The 14,431-nt window shown below is 62.7% G+C and carries 18 protein-coding genes; 12 read left to right on the top strand and 6 right to left on the bottom strand.

All coding sequences use genetic code 11. The annotated features are described in order from the left end of the window. Window positions 1-2 precede the first annotated feature (2 nt). The 12 genes from U1E26_07290 to U1E26_07235 all read left to right on the top strand — a co-directional run bounded on the left by U1E26_07290 (window position 3) and on the right by U1E26_07235 (window position 9,626). Window positions 3-593: an indolepyruvate oxidoreductase subunit beta gene (locus tag U1E26_07290; protein MDZ4169444.1), complete on the top strand. Its 591-nt coding sequence runs from the start codon at window positions 3-5 to the stop codon at window positions 591-593. Further along, window positions 590-1,006: an ACT domain-containing protein gene (locus tag U1E26_07285; GenBank protein MDZ4169443.1), complete on the top strand. Its 417-nt coding sequence runs from the start codon at window positions 590-592 to the stop codon at window positions 1,004-1,006. The genes U1E26_07290 and U1E26_07285 overlap by 4 nt, the downstream gene beginning before the upstream one ends. A gap of 57 nt (window positions 1,007-1,063) precedes the next feature. After that, entirely contained in the window at window positions 1,064-2,275 is a 1,212-nt protein-coding gene (locus U1E26_07280) for an ABC transporter substrate-binding protein (protein MDZ4169442.1), read from the top strand. A 70-nt stretch (window positions 2,276-2,345) separates the two neighbouring features. Beyond that, window positions 2,346-3,524, top strand: coding sequence for an ABC transporter substrate-binding protein (locus U1E26_07275; protein MDZ4169441.1), 1,179 nt, complete (start codon window positions 2,346-2,348; stop codon window positions 3,522-3,524). A gap of 42 nt (window positions 3,525-3,566) precedes the next feature. Then, a complete protein-coding gene (locus U1E26_07270; GenBank protein ID MDZ4169440.1) occupies window positions 3,567-4,439 on the top strand; it encodes a branched-chain amino acid ABC transporter permease in 873 nt (290 codons plus the stop codon). A 5-nt stretch (window positions 4,440-4,444) separates the two neighbouring features. Next, window positions 4,445-5,416, top strand: coding sequence for a branched-chain amino acid ABC transporter permease (locus tag U1E26_07265; GenBank protein MDZ4169439.1), 972 nt, complete (start codon window positions 4,445-4,447; stop codon window positions 5,414-5,416). Further along, complete coding sequence (locus tag U1E26_07260; GenBank protein MDZ4169438.1) at window positions 5,413-6,183, top strand: ABC transporter ATP-binding protein; 771 nt, start codon at window positions 5,413-5,415, stop codon at window positions 6,181-6,183. The genes U1E26_07265 and U1E26_07260 overlap by 4 nt, the downstream gene beginning before the upstream one ends. Next, window positions 6,176-6,913, top strand: a complete 738-nt coding sequence (locus tag U1E26_07255; GenBank protein ID MDZ4169437.1) for an ABC transporter ATP-binding protein — start codon at window positions 6,176-6,178, stop codon at window positions 6,911-6,913. The genes U1E26_07260 and U1E26_07255 overlap by 8 nt, the downstream gene beginning before the upstream one ends. Window positions 6,914-6,990: 77 nt before the next feature. Continuing rightward, window positions 6,991-8,265, top strand: a complete 1,275-nt coding sequence (locus U1E26_07250) for a phenylacetate--CoA ligase (GenBank protein ID MDZ4169436.1) — start codon at window positions 6,991-6,993, stop codon at window positions 8,263-8,265. 41 nt (window positions 8,266-8,306) lie between these two features. Further along, entirely contained in the window at window positions 8,307-8,849 is a 543-nt protein-coding gene (locus U1E26_07245; protein MDZ4169435.1) for a hypothetical protein, read from the top strand. Next, entirely contained in the window at window positions 8,846-9,286 is a 441-nt protein-coding gene (locus tag U1E26_07240) for an SH3 domain-containing protein (protein MDZ4169434.1), read from the top strand. Before U1E26_07245 ends, U1E26_07240 begins: the two co-directional genes overlap by 4 nt. A gap of 4 nt (window positions 9,287-9,290) precedes the next feature. Then, complete coding sequence (locus U1E26_07235; GenBank protein ID MDZ4169433.1) at window positions 9,291-9,626, top strand: hypothetical protein; 336 nt, start codon at window positions 9,291-9,293, stop codon at window positions 9,624-9,626. A gap of 163 nt (window positions 9,627-9,789) precedes the next feature. Here U1E26_07235 and U1E26_07230 read toward each other — a convergent pair whose 3' ends face one another. The 6 genes from U1E26_07230 to nrdR all read right to left on the bottom strand — a co-directional run bounded on the left by U1E26_07230 (window position 9,790) and on the right by nrdR (window position 14,397). Continuing rightward, on the bottom strand, window positions 9,790-10,026 hold the full coding sequence (locus tag U1E26_07230) for a hypothetical protein (protein MDZ4169432.1): 237 nt from the start codon (window positions 10,024-10,026) through the stop codon (window positions 9,790-9,792). Window positions 10,027-10,111: 85 nt separating this feature from the next. After that, window positions 10,112-11,413, bottom strand: coding sequence for a solute carrier family 23 protein (locus U1E26_07225; GenBank protein MDZ4169431.1), 1,302 nt, complete (start codon window positions 11,411-11,413; stop codon window positions 10,112-10,114). Between the two features lie 102 nt (window positions 11,414-11,515). Continuing rightward, window positions 11,516-12,940 carry an NCS2 family permease gene (locus tag U1E26_07220; GenBank protein ID MDZ4169430.1) on the bottom strand — a complete coding sequence of 475 codons (1,425 nt, stop codon included), beginning with the start codon at window positions 12,938-12,940 and terminating at the stop codon, window positions 11,516-11,518. Window positions 12,941-13,068: 128 nt separating this feature from the next. Then, on the bottom strand, window positions 13,069-13,536 hold the full coding sequence (locus tag U1E26_07215) for an NUDIX hydrolase (protein ID MDZ4169429.1): 468 nt from the start codon (window positions 13,534-13,536) through the stop codon (window positions 13,069-13,071). Then, window positions 13,517-13,948, bottom strand: coding sequence for a dUTP diphosphatase (gene dut, locus U1E26_07210; GenBank protein ID MDZ4169428.1), 432 nt, complete (start codon window positions 13,946-13,948; stop codon window positions 13,517-13,519). Before dut ends, U1E26_07215 begins: the two co-directional genes overlap by 20 nt. A 2-nt stretch (window positions 13,949-13,950) precedes the next feature. Next, entirely contained in the window at window positions 13,951-14,397 is a 447-nt protein-coding gene (gene nrdR, locus U1E26_07205; protein MDZ4169427.1) for a transcriptional regulator NrdR, read from the bottom strand. Window positions 14,398-14,431: the final 34 nt, after the last annotated feature.

Genomic DNA, 14,431 nt, shown 5'->3' with positions numbered 1-14,431 from the left:
ACGTGCCTGCAACCACGGTGATGTTGTGCGGCGTGGGTGGACAAGGGACGATTCTCGCGGCCGACCTGCTTGCCAAGGTCGCCGCGGCAGCCGGCATGGCCGTGAAGCTGTCCGAGGTGCACGGCATGGCGCAGCGCGGCGGCAGCGTGGATACCATCGTGCGATTCGGCGATGAAGTCCACTCACCGGTGACCGACCCCGGCGATGTCGATCACCTCGTGGCCTTCGAGATCATCGAAGCGATGCGCCGTGTCCACTACGTGAAGCTCGGCGGGCGTCTGCTGGTCAACCCGCGGGCCATTCAGCCGTTGCCTGTTCTGACGGGCGACGTGCGCGCAGTCCATGGGCTGGAAGCTGCCCTTGAGCATGAGGGAGCGATCTTCGTCGATGCGGACGTGCTCGCATGTCGCGCGGGCAGCCCCAAGTCCGCCAACGTCGTGCTCATGGGGGCGCTCTCGGTCGGGCTGGAGTTCGACAAGAGCGCCTGGATCGATGTCATTGCCTCAAGGGTTCCGCCCAAGACCGTCGAAGCCAATCTGCGTGCATTTGAACTCGGCCGAGAGGTATGCCTGAAGGGGGAGTGCGGACTGTGAACGTCAAGCAGCTGAGCGTATTCATCGAGAATAAAGCCGGCAGGGTCAGCGAGGTCACTGAGGTTCTCGGTGCGCACGATGTGAACATCCGCGGATTCTCCGTCTCTGACACCGCCGATTACGGCATCGTTCGGCTTGTCGTGAACGATCCCGAGGCCGGGAAGAGCGCCCTCGGTGATGCCGGGTTCACGGTGAAGGAGTCGGAAGTCGTCTGTCTCAACCTCCCGGATCAACCCGGTGGCCTTGCCGCTGTTCTCAAGCAGGTTTCAGATGCGGGCGTGAATATTGAGTACGTCTACAGCCTCATTTCGACCTACGTGGTCATCAACGTCGCCGACATCGATCGGGCCGTGTCGCTCCTGAAGGACTCGCCGGTCGAGCTCGTAAGCCAAGAAGAGATCGCGCGGATCTAGGGGCTCGTGTCGGGCATCTGCGCGGTCGAACAACCGAGTGCCATAGGAGGTACGGGAATGAGAGGAAGAGTTCTAAGGCTATCGATCGCGGTGTTGGTGGCGGCGTTGTCCGCAGCGCTAGCGGTCACGCTAGTGGCGTGCTCCGCTCCGAGTGAACCGGCGCCCGAGGCCGGTGGGAGCGGTGAAGTAAGTGGCGAGCCGGTCAAGATCGGCGCCGTCGTTTCGGTGACCGGCACGTATGCCGGTCTGGGGGAGCCTGAGAAGGCCGCGCTCGAGATGGAAGTGGAGCGCATCAACGCTGACGGGGGTATCAACGGCAGGCCGGTCGAGCTCATCATCGAGGATGACGCCACCGACGAGGCCAAGGCCGTCGCCGCGACGAGCAAGCTCATCGATCAAGACCAGGTTCTCGCCATCATCGGTGCCACCGGCACCGGACAGACCATGGCGATGCGTGGGGACATCAACCGCGCCGGCGTCCCCCAGGTCTCGATGGCAGGCGGAACCGTCATCACCGCTGAGTTCGACCCACTCGTGTTCGCGACTCCGTGGTCGAATACCATCGTTGTCCCGACCACTCTTGAGGCCATCAAGGCCGCCGGAATCACGAAGATCGGAGTCATCACCGACTCTGGCGGCTTCGGCAAGGACGGCCTTGCTGTGCTCGAGGCCGAAGCACCCAAGGCGGGAATCGAGATAGTCTCGAGCCAGACGTTCAATCCCGGCGACACCGACATGACGGCCCAACTCACCAAGATCAAGGGTACCGATGCGGGCGCCCTCGTCATGTGGACCGCAGGCAAAGAGGCGGCTACCGTCGTCAAAAACGCGAACGACCTTGGCATGAAGCTGCCCGTCTACGGTAGCCACGGCAATGCACGCAAGGAGTTTGCTGAGGGTGCCGGCGAGGCCGCCAACGGCATGAAGATCGCGGCCGGAAAGGTGCTCATCCCTGAGGCCTACGGTGAAGGTACCGAGGGCTATGTGGTCGCCACCGAGTTCATCGCACGTTTCAAGGAGGCCACGGGCGTTGAGCCGTCCACGTTCGCCGGGCACGCGTACGACTCGCTGTATCTCATTGTCGAGGCCGCCAGGCGCGTCCAGGGAGATCTGACGTCTGCTGCTATCCGCGACGAGATTGAGAAGACCTCCGGATTCGTTGGTATCGGCGGCACGTTCAATATGTCGCCCACCGACCACAACGGGCTCACGAAGGACGACCTCACCTTCTACGTCATCGAGGACGGTGCCTTCAAGCTCGCCGAGTAATACCACGTGACCAGCGCAGGTGTGGGCGGGGCGAGGCCCGCCCACACCTGCCGTCGTGAGGAGGCTGAAAGTGGATTCGAGGGTGGGAAGAGTCGTTATCGCCGCGATCGCAGTATTGATGATCGGATCGGCGGTCGGATGTGGCGAGGGCGCGCAGGAGACAACGTCTGACGCGCAACCGGTTCGCATCGGTGCGGTGCTGTCCCTCACGGGGACGTACGCCGCTCTCGGCGAGGCCGAGAAGAACGCGCTTGACCTAGAGGTTGCCCGCATCAATGACGCGGGCGGGATCAACGGGTCCCCGATCGAGCTTCTGATCGAGGATGACGCTACCGATGAAGCGAAGGCAGTCGCTGCCACCTCAAAACTCATCGAACAGGACGGGGTCGTGGCCCTGATCGGGGCAACGGGCACTGGACCGACAATGGCTATGCGCGGCGACATCCAGCGTGCAGGAATCGCGCAGATTTCGCTTGCGGGGGGGACCGTGGTCACGGGGGATTTTGATCCGCTCGTGTTTCAGACGCCGTGGTCGAACAATCTCGTGGTCCCGTACGTGCTCGAGGTCATGAAGGAGTCCGGGCACACGAAGGTGGCCTTGCTCACTGACAGTGGCGGCTATGGCAAGGATGGCCGTGATGTGATAATCGCGGAGGCTCCCCCTGCGGGCATCGACATCGTCGCCGACGAGACATTCAACCCCGGGGACACCGATCTGACTGCGCAACTGACACGTATGAAGGGCTCGGGTGCCGACGCGGTACTGCTCTGGACAGCTGGCAAGGAGGCAGCGATCGCGATGAAGTCCGCGCGTGATCTGGGCATGAAGCTGCCGTTGTTCGGCGGGTCGGGACAGGCCCGTGCCGAGTTCATTGAAGGATCTGAGGGGGCAGCGGAGGGTTTCGTATTCGGAACGGGGAAGAGCCTGATTCCGTCGAACTGGGGCGAAGGGTCGCCTGAGTACCAATCGGTATCGGACTTCGCGACTCGCTACGAGGCGGCGTACGGTGAGGCCCCCGACATCTTCGCTGGCCATGCCTTTGACGCCCTCGCCATCGTGGCGGATGCACTGGAGCGCGCAGGTACCGATGCATCTCCCGCGCAGCTTCGCGACGCCATAGAGGCGACGAGTGGGCTCGCAGGCTTCGGAGGCAGCTTCACGTTCAGCGCCGAGGACCACAACGGCCTCACGCGCGAGGATCTCGCCACGTATCGAATCGAAGGAGGCAAGTGGGTGGCTGCTGAGTGACGCGCTCGCGTTCCCATAGCCTGCAAAAGCCGGTGTCGCGGCGTGGCTGACCTGCTGCAATTCATCGTCGCGGGGCTGAAGAGCGGCGCCGTCTACGCACTGGTCGCCCTTGGATTCACCCTCGTCTACGGCGCGACCGGTGCGATCAACTTCGCCCAAGGCGAATTCTTCATGCTCGGAGGCATGATAGGGGTAGCGCTCGCCCAAGCGGGCGCCCCCCTTGGCTTCGCGGTGATCGGATCCGTACTGATCACCGCGGTGATCGGCGGGGTCTTCGAGCTGCTTGCCGTACGACCGATTGCCTCCGGTGATCCGCTGCGAATCATCATGGTCACGATCGGCGGTTCGGTGGTGATACGGCAGCTTGCCCTGCACGTCTTCGGTCCGGACGAGCGCCCTTTGGCACCGTTCACCGCAGGGCCCTCTCTGCGGGTTCTCGGCGCAGCAATCGAGCGTCAGACGGTCTGGGTGTGGGGAATCACCGCGGTAGCCGTGATCGCCTTGGCATTCATGTATCGACGGACACTCTTCGGCAAGGCGATGCGCGCTACCTCGATCCGCAGGGACGCCGCCCGCCTCGTCGGTATCGACGCCGGCCGCATGGTGACGGTCTCGTTCGCGCTCGCGGCCGCGCTCGGGGCTTTGGGGGGTCTGGTCGTAGCGCCGTTGACGCAGACGGCGTTCTACGTCGGAGCGTCCATGGGTGTGAAAGGCTTCTCGGCGGCGATCCTGGGTGGGCTGGGCAATCCGGTGGCCGCGGTCGGCGGAGGGCTGATTCTCGGTCTGCTCGAGAGCATGACGGCGGGCTACATCAATCCCCTGTACAAGGACGCGGTCGCGCTGATCGTTCTTCTCGGCGTCTTGTTCCTTCGTCCGCAAGGGCTGCTCGGTGGACTCGGCCGGGAGAAGGTGTGACCACGATGAAGAAGGCTCAGCTCATCATCCCGTTCGTAGCGGCCGGAGTCGTGGCAGCAGGACCCCTGCTGATTGACGATCGCTTCCTGCTCAAGGTTCTTACCTTCGTCGGTATGAACGTGCTCGTGATCGTCGGCTTGTCGTTGTTGTTCGGCTACGCAGGACAGGTGTCGCTCGGCCACGCGGCCTTCGTGGGCCTTGGCGCATATACCTGCGCGATCTTCACCGTGCGACTCGAGTTGCCGTGGATCGTCGGGTTTGCCACGGCGGGCCTTGTCGCTGCGCTAGGCGGACTCATCCTTGCCCTTCCCAGTCTGCGGCTCAAGGGACACTACCTCGCAATGGCGACGCTTGGCTTCGGGGAACTGATGACCCTCGCCTTTGTCGAGGCGGAGCCGCTCACGGGCGGTGTCGATGGGTTCTCCGGTATCCCGTTTCCCGTGATCGGGTCGTTTGAGTTCCGCGAACCGGCCGCTCTCTATTGGCTTGTCTGGGGGGTTGTCGGTGTCGCGCTGCTGGTTGCGTGGAACATGACGATGCTGCGCCCCGGTCGGGCGATGAGGGCGCTCCATGGGAGCGAGCTGGGTGCGGTGGCGAGCGGCGTTGATACCGTTGGGGTGAAGGTAAGAGTGTTCGTCATGAGCGCTGCGCTCGCCGGTCTCTCGGGCGCGCTGTACGCCGGTGTCGTCGGGTTCGTATCGCCGAGCATCTTCACGGTCGGAGCATCGGTGACGTTTCTGGCCATGGCGGTCATCGGTGGTACCGGGTCCTTGGCGGGGCCGGTGGTCGCCGCGGTCGCGTTGACCCTGCTGCAGTACTCCGACGCCGTCGTTCCGGGCCTTTCTCGCGACGTCGCGCGTGTCGTCCAATCGTATCGAGAGGACCTGTACGGGTTGGCGATCGTGCTCGTGGTCATTCTCGCCCCGCAGGGGGTCGCAGGCCTGCTGCGGCGCCTCGGGGGAGGGGGGCGATCATGACGCTGTTGCAGGTACGGGAGGTTACCAAGCGATTCGGCGGCCTGACCGCCGTCGACGGAGTCTCGTTCGATGTGCACGAGGGTCAGATCAAGGCGCTTATAGGGCCCAACGGGGCCGGGAAGACGACCCTCTTCAACTGCCTCACCGGGTTCGAGAGACCCGATGATGGCTCGGTTCTGTTCAAGGGCGAGCAGATGGTGGGAGTCAAGCCGATCAGGGCGGTGCGCAAGGGTCTTGCCCGAACCTTCCAAAACACTCAGTTGTTCGATGAGATGTCCGCGCACGAGAACGTCATGGTAGGTGCGGGCGCAGGCCTGAAGTCCGGATTCGTTGCGGCGGCACTACGGCATCCCCGAGCTATCGGCGAGGAGCGCCAATCGTCCGAGGACGCAGCGCGTCTGTTACGCCGCATCGGAATCGAGGAGTGGGCCCAGACACCGGCAGCAGATCTTCCGGCGGGAATCCGTCGCCTCACAGAGATCGCTCGAGCTCTGGCCACATCGCCCTCTCTGGTTCTGCTCGACGAGCCGGCGGCAGGTCTCAATGCGAGCGAGACACGCGATCTGGTCGATACCCTGCGCCGCGTGCGCGACTCAGGCGTCACGATTCTCATCGTCGAACACGACATGGGGCTCGTCATGCAGGTCTCTGATGAGATCGTCGTCATCGATCGCGGATGCAAGATCGCGGAAGGTCCGCCGCGCATGATCCAAAACGACCCCGCCGTGATCACGGCGTACCTTGGAGAGGAGCCGGAAGATGGCTGATCCGCTCCTTCGCGTCGAAGAGCTCATGGCCGGCTACGGTCGCTCGGCCGTTCTCCACGGTATCGATCTCGAAGTGCACGAGGGCGAGCTCGTTGCACTCATCGGCGCAAATGGCGCGGGCAAGTCGACCCTGCTCAAGTCCATCGTCGGGCTTCTGCCTGCAAGCGCAGGGAGGGTGTTGTACGCAGGAGCGGACATCACGCGCATGAAGCCTGAGCGGCTCGTTCGGGAGGGCATCGCTCTGGTGCCTGAGGGGCGCCTGCTGTTTGGCAGCATGAGCGTGGCTGAGAACCTTGAGCTGGGTGCATACAGCGTCTCGGGAGGCCGATCCGGTTCTGCGGCACGGCGCGAGCGCGTCCAGCAGCTGTTTCCCGTGCTCAAGGAGCGGGCGACACAGCCTGCGCAGACGCTGTCCGGAGGGGAGCAGCAGATGCTCGCGGTCGGTCGTGCGCTTATGTCCTCGCCACGGCTGCTACTGCTTGACGAGCCGTCTCTCGGCCTCGCTCCGCTTGTCATCGCCGAGATATTCGCGGCGGTTGACGCCCTGCTCGCTGATGGAGTCACGGTGCTCTTGGTGGAGCAGGATGCCCGATTGGCGCTGAAGCACGCGCAACGCGGGTACGTGATGCGCACAGGGCGTATGGTGCTCGAAGGCACGTCCACGGAGTTACTGGGCGATGAGAGTGTGAGTCGCATCTATCTTGGTGGCGACGTGGCAAGCGGTAGCTGACGCGGCAACAGGTCCGTGATCGGCGAAGGCAGAAGGGATGCCAAAGCGTGACTATATGGAATCCGGAGTACGAGTGTATGGACCGCGTGTCCCTGCACGCCCTGCAGCTCAGGCGCCTGCAGATGACCGTGTCGTGGTCCTACGAGCGCGTGCCGCATTACCGGCGGCTCATGGACGAGCGGGGGATCAAGCCCCGCGACATCCGTTCCCTTGACGACGTGCGCAGGTTGCCGTTCACGGACAAGATCGCGCTGCGGGACACGTACCCATTCGGGATGTTCGCCCTGCCGCTTGACGAAGTCGTGCGGATTCACTCATCGAGTGGAACCACGGGCAAACCTATCGTCGTGGGCTACTCGCGCGGCGACATCAACACGTGGACCGAGCTCACCGCCCGGGTGGCCGCATCGGCAGGTGTCCATCGCGGCGACCTCGTGGACATGGCGTTCCTCTACGGGATGTTCACCGGCGGGTGGGGCATGCACTACGGAATCGAACGTATCGGAGCGACCATCATCCCCGCTGGCAGCGGGCAGACCGAACGTCACCTGATGATGATGGCGGATTTCGGCACCACGGTACTCGTTTCGACACCCAGTTACGCTCTGTATCTGGCAGAACAGGGCGAACAGCTGGGCGTCGACTTCTCAGCGCTGCCGTTGCGGCTGGGACTGTTCGGCGGGGAGCCGTGTTCAGCGAAGATGAAGAGCGAGATCGAAGCCAGACTCGGTATCCGCGCCACGGACAACTACGGGCTGTCCGAGGTCATGGGGCCGGGCGTCAGTGGCGAGTGCGAGTGCTCGTGCGGCCTGCACCTAGCCGAAGACCACCTTCTGGCCGAGGTCGTCGACCCGGCCACCGGTGAGCCGGTTGGACCGGGCGAAGAAGGCGAACTGGTCATCACGACGCTCACCAAGGAAGCATTCCCCGTGCTCAGGTACCGAACCCGCGATCTGACCGTTCTCGACACGTCGCGCTGCGAGTGCGGTAGGACTCTCGCCAGGATGAGCCAGGTCAGACAGCGTACCGATGACATGCTCATCATTCGCGGAGTCAACGTGTTCCCCAGTCAGATCGAGGATGTCCTCTTCGCCATCGAAGGCGTGCGACCCCACTACCTCATCGTAGTCGAGCGTCAACACAATCTCGACGACCTTGAAGTGCGCATCGAAGTCGAGGAGGCCGTGTTTTCGGATATCATGGCGGAGATGGTCGGGTTTCAGAAGGCGGTAGCCGACAAGCTGCAATCCGTTCTGGGGTTGCGCGCGAAGGTTACGCTGGTGGAATCGGGGGCTATCGAGCGCTCAGCTGGCAAATCGAAGCGGGTGTTGGACCGCCGAGACGATAGCTGACACGGTGGATTGAACTCTAGCTGCGCGCAGGAGGTGTGTCCGTGCCCGGTTGGGCGACGATTGCTCTTGTAGTTGGTGTGGTCCTTCTTCTTGCGGCCGCCGTCGGTGGCGCTTTCTTGGGCTGGCGCGCGTACAGCCGGAAGCGCCTGCTTCGGCTCCTCGTGAAGGCGGAGGCGGTCGAGGCCGCCGCACAGGGTCTTGACGAGACCCTCACCCGCTTGTCCGAGGGAGATGATGAGGCTCTCGCTGAGTTCGCCAAAGACCCTGAGTCGAGCGAACGCCGGGCGCTGCATGAGGTTGCGATGCGGGCCACGATGCTCGCCGACGAACTGGATCGGATGGCGCTTCCTCGTTCGTTGGTCGTTCTGGCGGAGGAACTTGGTGACGCCGCATTCCTGGTAGCGCAGGAGGCGTCGCGCATCTCGGATGATGATCGGGAAGAAGGCGCGCTGGAACTTCTGGCGACCATCGACCTCAAGGCTGTCAGGGCATATACGCAGAAGGCGCGCCGAAGCCTTGCTGAGGTAAGCGAGTCCTTTGGCCTGGATGAGACCGCTGTCTACGGTGGGGGACTGTACCTGTGAGCGCAGAGACACTCAAGTACGCCAAGGGCATTGCTGCAGCAGTGGTTCTGCTTGTGCTTGTACTGACAGTACGCGGCTGGTGGAGTGAGTATCGCGACGCCAGCAGCCAGGCCGCGCAGGCTGGAAGCGGAGCCGCCTCTGTTGACACGACCGCCCCCCCGCCAGCGCAAGAAGGGGAGGACGAGGCTGGTGACGAGGCGAAGCCCAAGCCCACAACCAAACCGGAAGCCGCCGCCGGTACAGTCGTGGTGCTCATCGACGGGCTCAACTTCCGCACTAAGCCTGAGGCCGATGCCACGCCCATCCGCGGTCTGAGGAAGGGCGAGAAACTCACGCTGCTATCCAAGAGGTCCGGGTGGTACGAGGTTCGGTCTTCAGATGGCTCCAAGGGCTGGGTGTCATCGAACCCTAACTACACCGAGGCAAAGGACAAGTAACGGCATGAAGATCATCGGTGCAGCTGATGATTTCTGGCGGGTAAGGCTCACGCGCGTCGACTCGACTGATGCCGCCGACTTCGAGTGGCGCGACGATATCTTGTACCGGACGCCTCCTGAAGTGGAGCCGCAGGAGTCTGAGCGGTGGAGAATCGAGGCCGTTCGGCTGGACGACTACGAGGCCGTGGTCTCCGTGGGTGTACTCGAAGATCGCGCCGAGGCTGAGGCGATCCTCGAGCGCGCTCAAGAGGATCTCTTGGAGATGACGAAAGCCCAGTTCGAGGACGCCTACCTGACGCCGTCCCCGGCGCCGGACACCGACGAAGACCCGACCGCCTGAACGCTCGGCTCCGCTGAGCGGGTGTATCCAGGGGACACGAGACTCGCAGGGGATAAGTCTTTCGATATCAATATGACATAAGATGCATTATCAGACATATGCGTCAGTCTCCACCCACGCCCAGCAGGCCTTCTCTGGGCATCGCGTGGTGTCGTCACGGGACTTAGTCCCCGTCCTCAAGATCCTGGACCGCGTCCTGCTGCTGCTGTATCACATCGTTGGCGTCGTCGGCGGCATCCTGCGCGTCGTCGATCGGCTCGGTGATTCCACCCGTGGCTGGCGTCGCCGGCTGGGCCTGCGAGTCGTTCTTGTCGTCGCCTCCGGATGTCGAACACCCGGTCAGGATGAGCGCCAGAGCCGCGGACATGACCACGAGTGTGATCCTGCGGCGGAATCGCATGTATGTTCGCCTCCCTAAGTGACGCCCCCGGCCACCAATCCTTATGGCAACCGGGGGCGTCAAACGTCGGACTCGTGCCTAGCTGCTACGCTCGTGCGTCTGCCGCCTCTGCAGCCTCAGCCTGCACTTCGGCGACGAAGGCCGGCGAGTCGACGGCCAGGCCTGTGCTCTCCTTGGGTAGTACCAGATTGAGCAGGATTCCGACGAAGGCAGCGAGTGCCATACCCGGAACGGTGTACTTGCCCAGCGGAATGGCGAACCCGCCAGTCTCCATGCCGATGCCGATGACCAGTACCACACTTGAGAGAATCAGATTCCGGCTGTGGCTGAAATCGATACCACTGTTGGCCAGCAGGCGGATTCCGCTGGAAGCGATCAAGCCGAACAGGAGCAGCGAGATCCCGCCCATGACCGCCGTGGGAATCGAGCTGATCGCCGCGTTGAACTTCGGCACGAAGCCGCCGATGACAATGGCGAACGCACCGGCGAACCAGAACATCTGAGTCGCGTAGACGCGAGTAACGGCCATGACGCCGATGTTCTCAGCGTACGTGGTCGACGGAGTGCCGCCGACGGCGCCCGAGATCGCGGTCGCCAGGCCGTCGCCGAACAGCGACTCGGGAAGCATCGGGGTGAAGTCCTTGCCCGTGATCTCGTTGATGACCAGAAGGTGCCCGATGTGCTCGATGATGACCACGACCGCCACTGGGGCGATGATGAGTATCGCGTCAAGCTCGAAGACCGGGAACGTCAGCGTGGGCAGCCCGATCCATGAGGCGCTCTGGATACCTTCAAAGCTGACGAGGCCGAGCGGAATGGACACAAGGTAGCCGACGACGATGCCCATGAGCACCGGTATCGTCTTGAGAAAGCCTTTGAAGAAGCTTGAGAACACGATGGCTGCAGCCAGGGTGATCGTGGCCACAGCGATGAGCTTGGGATCGAAGCCCTGAGTCGGGTCCGCAAACGGGAACATGGACATCTTCACCGCCACGGCCGACAGCCCTAGTCCGATGACTACGACGATCGAGCCCACGAGTGCCGGTGGAAGCAGTCTGTTGAGCCAGCCGGTTCCAAATGCTTTGACTACGGCTGCCACGACCATGTAGACAACGCCGGCGACAACAAGTCCACCGAGCGCAGCCGGTATATTCTTGCCACCTGGTCCGCCACCGACTGCGATGATCGGAGCGATGAAGGCGAAGCTCGAGCCTAGGTAGCTCGGAATCTTGTTGCGGACGCAGATCAAGTACAGGATAGTCCCGATGCCCGAGGTCATCAGTCCTACGCCGGGGTCCAGGCCCGTGAGAATCGGGACGAGAACGGTCGCGCCGAACATGGCCATCAGGTGCTGAAGCGAGAGCGGGATTGCGCGCGATAGCGGCATCACTTCGTCGGTTTGGACGACGTCTTGACTGGCTGCCACTTCACCCTCCTTGTCCGTTGTGAGAGGCCCCCGGCTCGTTGAACCGGGGGCCTTGAGCTGTTGTTAGCCGGTGATGAGGCTGAGGATCGGCCCCTGAAGGAACGCGCCGAGGAAAGCTAGACCCGCCACCCACATAAGCGGGTGGATATCCTTGACCTTGCCGTGGAAGATCTTGATGACGATGTAGCTGATGAAGCCCAGGCCGATGCCCCAGCTGATGTTGTACGTCAGCGGAATACCGACGATCGTCATGAATGCGGGGAACGCGTCCTCAAGGTTGTTCCAGTCGATTTCGCGAACACCCTTCATCATGAGGAAGCCGACGATGATGAGCGCGCCCGCTGTGATCGGGAACGAGAAGAAACTGGTGCCATCGGGCACGGTGAAGCCAGCAGCGAGGAAGCTCCCGAACCGTTCGGTGTTGACGACCGCGAATCCCCCACCGATCATCTGAACGACGGGCGAGAAGAACGCCGCAATCGCGAAGAGCACGCCCGCAACGATGGCGGTCAGGCCAGTACGACCGCCCTCAGCCACGCCAGCAGCCGACTCGATGTAGGTCGTGATCGAGCTGGCGCCGAACAGGCCACCGGTGGCGGCGGCCGCTGAGTCCACCAACAGAATGTTGCGAACACCGGGGACGTTGCCCTCGGCGTCAGTGAATCCGGCCTGCTCGCCCACTGAGATCACGGTACCCATGGTGTCGAAGAAGTCGGACAGCATGACCGCGAACACCGCGAACAACAGGGCCGGAGTGAAGATCTGGGTGATGGCCATTCCGCCCTCTACCTGCTGGAAGGGCGCCATGAACGTGGAGAAGTCAGGGTTGGCGACAATGGCCTTTGGCAGCGAGGTGACGTTGAGCAGCAACGCGGCGCCCGTCGCAACCAAGATGCCCCACAGGATGTCGCCCTTGATGCCGAGCGCCATGAACGCGAGGATGGCGAACAGTCCGATAAGGGCCACCCAGACGTAGGGCTTGGTGAAGTCACCCAAGGAGACAACCGTAGCCTGGTTCGGGGTGATGATTCCGCCCTCAATGAGGCCTATGACCGTGATGAAGAGGCCGATTCCCACACCGATGGCACGCTTCAGGTCGAGTGGAATCGCGTTCATGATCGACTCACGAAGCCCGGACAGTACCAGCAGGAAAATCAGGATACCTTCGACGAAGATGACCGACATGCCCACCTGCCACGGTACGTTGGCCTGTGCGAACCCGATGATCGAAAAGGTGACCACCGCGTTCAGGCCCATACCCGAGGCCAGTGCCAAAGGCCGGTTGCTGATGACGCCCATGGCGATGCACATGAGTGCGGCACCCAACGCCGTAGCTGTTGCGGCACCCGCGAACGGAACCCCGGCGGCCGATAGGATGCCCGGGTTCACAAAGATGATGTAGGCCATGGTCAGAAACGTTGTGAGGCCAGCGATGATCTCAGTCTTGAGATCGGTCCCGCGCTCAGAGAACTTGAAGAACCCCTCCATTGATCCACCCTTCTGTCATTGCTTCGTGAGTCTGCCTCTTGCCGCTGTTAGAGCAATGCTGAGCGCGGAGCCGTCACCCCCTTCGTGGAGCATATCGTTCGACCGCCGGTCGACTTATGTCAAACTGTTCACGACCCGGTCGTGAACAGTGAGCCCAAATAGCGCGTGGGTTCAACGCTCTGTCCGCTGAGCATCGCCCGTAGCTGGCCGGCGATTGGCGGCCTCAGGTCTAGACCGGTGAGCGCATCAAGCCGGACCAGTTCCACCGCTTCTACCTGTGCGTCAGATGGTCGGTCCGTGATGGCGCCGCCGACGACAGTGGCAGAGAACGTGATGTTGACGACGTGGCGTGGACCGCTGGGGTCTATCGTGTCGGAGATCAGCAGCGGTTCACCGAGCGTGACCGCCAGGCCGGTCTCTTCCTCGACTTCACGCACGAGCGCGTCTTCAAGGGTCTCTCGATAGCCAACGCCCCCACCGGGAAGCAGGTGGTAGGAGGCGCGTGCTGCACGATGTCGCACGAGGACGAGGCGATCGTCGATCAGGATGGCCGCGGCCACACGAATGCGAGGACCGCTAGGTGCCGGTGCTGCCAAAGCCCCCCTCCCCTCTGGTGGTTGGGTCGAGGGCCGTGACCTGGACCGGAACGACCCGAACCACGGGCTGCACCACAAGCTGTGCGACCTTCTGGCCTCTGGTGACTCGAATCGAATCCACCGGATCGAGGTTGACCGCAATCAGCTTTATCTCGCCGCGGTAGTGACTGTCGATGAGGCCCGGCGTGTTCACGAACGAGAGCCCCGAGCGCAGGGCGAGACCGCTGCGCGGTTGGACGAAACCGGCATAACCTTCAGGTATAGCGACAGCGACCCCGGTTCCGATCAACACGCGTTCGCCCGGCTCGATACAGGTGTCGTGAGCTGCGAAGAGATCGAGTCCAGCGTCGCCCTCGTGCGCGTACGCGGGCATCGGGAGTCCACTGTCGAGGAGACGGATGGGGAGGTCCATGGCTAGGCGAGTCCCTTGAGCTCTCGAGTGAACTCATCGAGGTCCTGGAACTCCTTGTAGACTGACGCGAAGCGCACGTAGGCGACCTTGTCGAGCACGAGCAGGCGCTGAAGGACCATGTCACCCAATGTGAGGCTGTCTACCTCATAGCGAAACGAGTTGTGAAGTTCAGACTCGATGTCGTCTATCAGGAATTCGAGTTCATCGGGAGTGACACCGCGTTTGGCGGTAGCAACGAACAGGCCGCGCATGAGCTTGGCTCGGTCGAACGGTTCAGGTGCACCATCCTTCTTCAGCACCATGAGAGGCATCTCTTCGCGACGCTCATAGGTGGTGAACCGCTCCGTGCATTCGAGGCATTCGCGCCGTCTCCTGATGGCGTCTTGCGACTCCGAGGTACGAGAGTCGACGACTTTGGTCTCACCATGTCCACAGAAGGGACAACGCACGCAGCTCACCCCCACATCTAGGTCAGCTGCGACG

This window comes from Coriobacteriia bacterium (assembly GCA_034370385.1).
Classification (GTDB): domain Bacteria; phylum Actinomycetota; class Coriobacteriia; order Anaerosomatales; family PHET01; genus JAXMKZ01.
Note: the sequence above shows the minus strand (reverse complement) of the source record. Positions and strands in the feature narration are given on the sequence as shown.

Bases quoted from the DNA above. Each gene is read 5' to 3' on its own strand.
- U1E26_07280 (MDZ4169442.1), top strand. From the start codon at position 1,064: ATGAGAGGAAGAGTTCTAAGGCTATCGATCGCGGTGTTGGTGGCGGCG.
- U1E26_07265 (MDZ4169439.1), top strand. From the start codon at position 4,445: ATGAAGAAGGCTCAGCTCATCATCCCGTTCGTAGCGGCCGGAGTCGTG.
- U1E26_07260 (MDZ4169438.1), top strand. From the start codon at position 5,413: ATGACGCTGTTGCAGGTACGGGAGGTTACCAAGCGATTCGGCGGCCTG.
- U1E26_07255 (MDZ4169437.1), top strand. From the start codon at position 6,176: ATGGCTGATCCGCTCCTTCGCGTCGAAGAGCTCATGGCCGGCTACGGT.
- U1E26_07250 (MDZ4169436.1), top strand. From the start codon at position 6,991: ATGGACCGCGTGTCCCTGCACGCCCTGCAGCTCAGGCGCCTGCAGATG.
- U1E26_07235 (MDZ4169433.1), top strand. From the start codon at position 9,291: ATGAAGATCATCGGTGCAGCTGATGATTTCTGGCGGGTAAGGCTCACG.
- U1E26_07230 (MDZ4169432.1), bottom strand. From the start codon at position 10,026: ATGCGATTCCGCCGCAGGATCACACTCGTGGTCATGTCCGCGGCTCTG.
- U1E26_07225 (MDZ4169431.1), bottom strand. From the start codon at position 11,413: ATGCCGCTATCGCGCGCAATCCCGCTCTCGCTTCAGCACCTGATGGCC.
- U1E26_07220 (MDZ4169430.1), bottom strand. From the start codon at position 12,940: ATGGAGGGGTTCTTCAAGTTCTCTGAGCGCGGGACCGATCTCAAGACT.
- dut (MDZ4169428.1), bottom strand. From the start codon at position 13,948: ATGGACCTCCCCATCCGTCTCCTCGACAGTGGACTCCCGATGCCCGCG.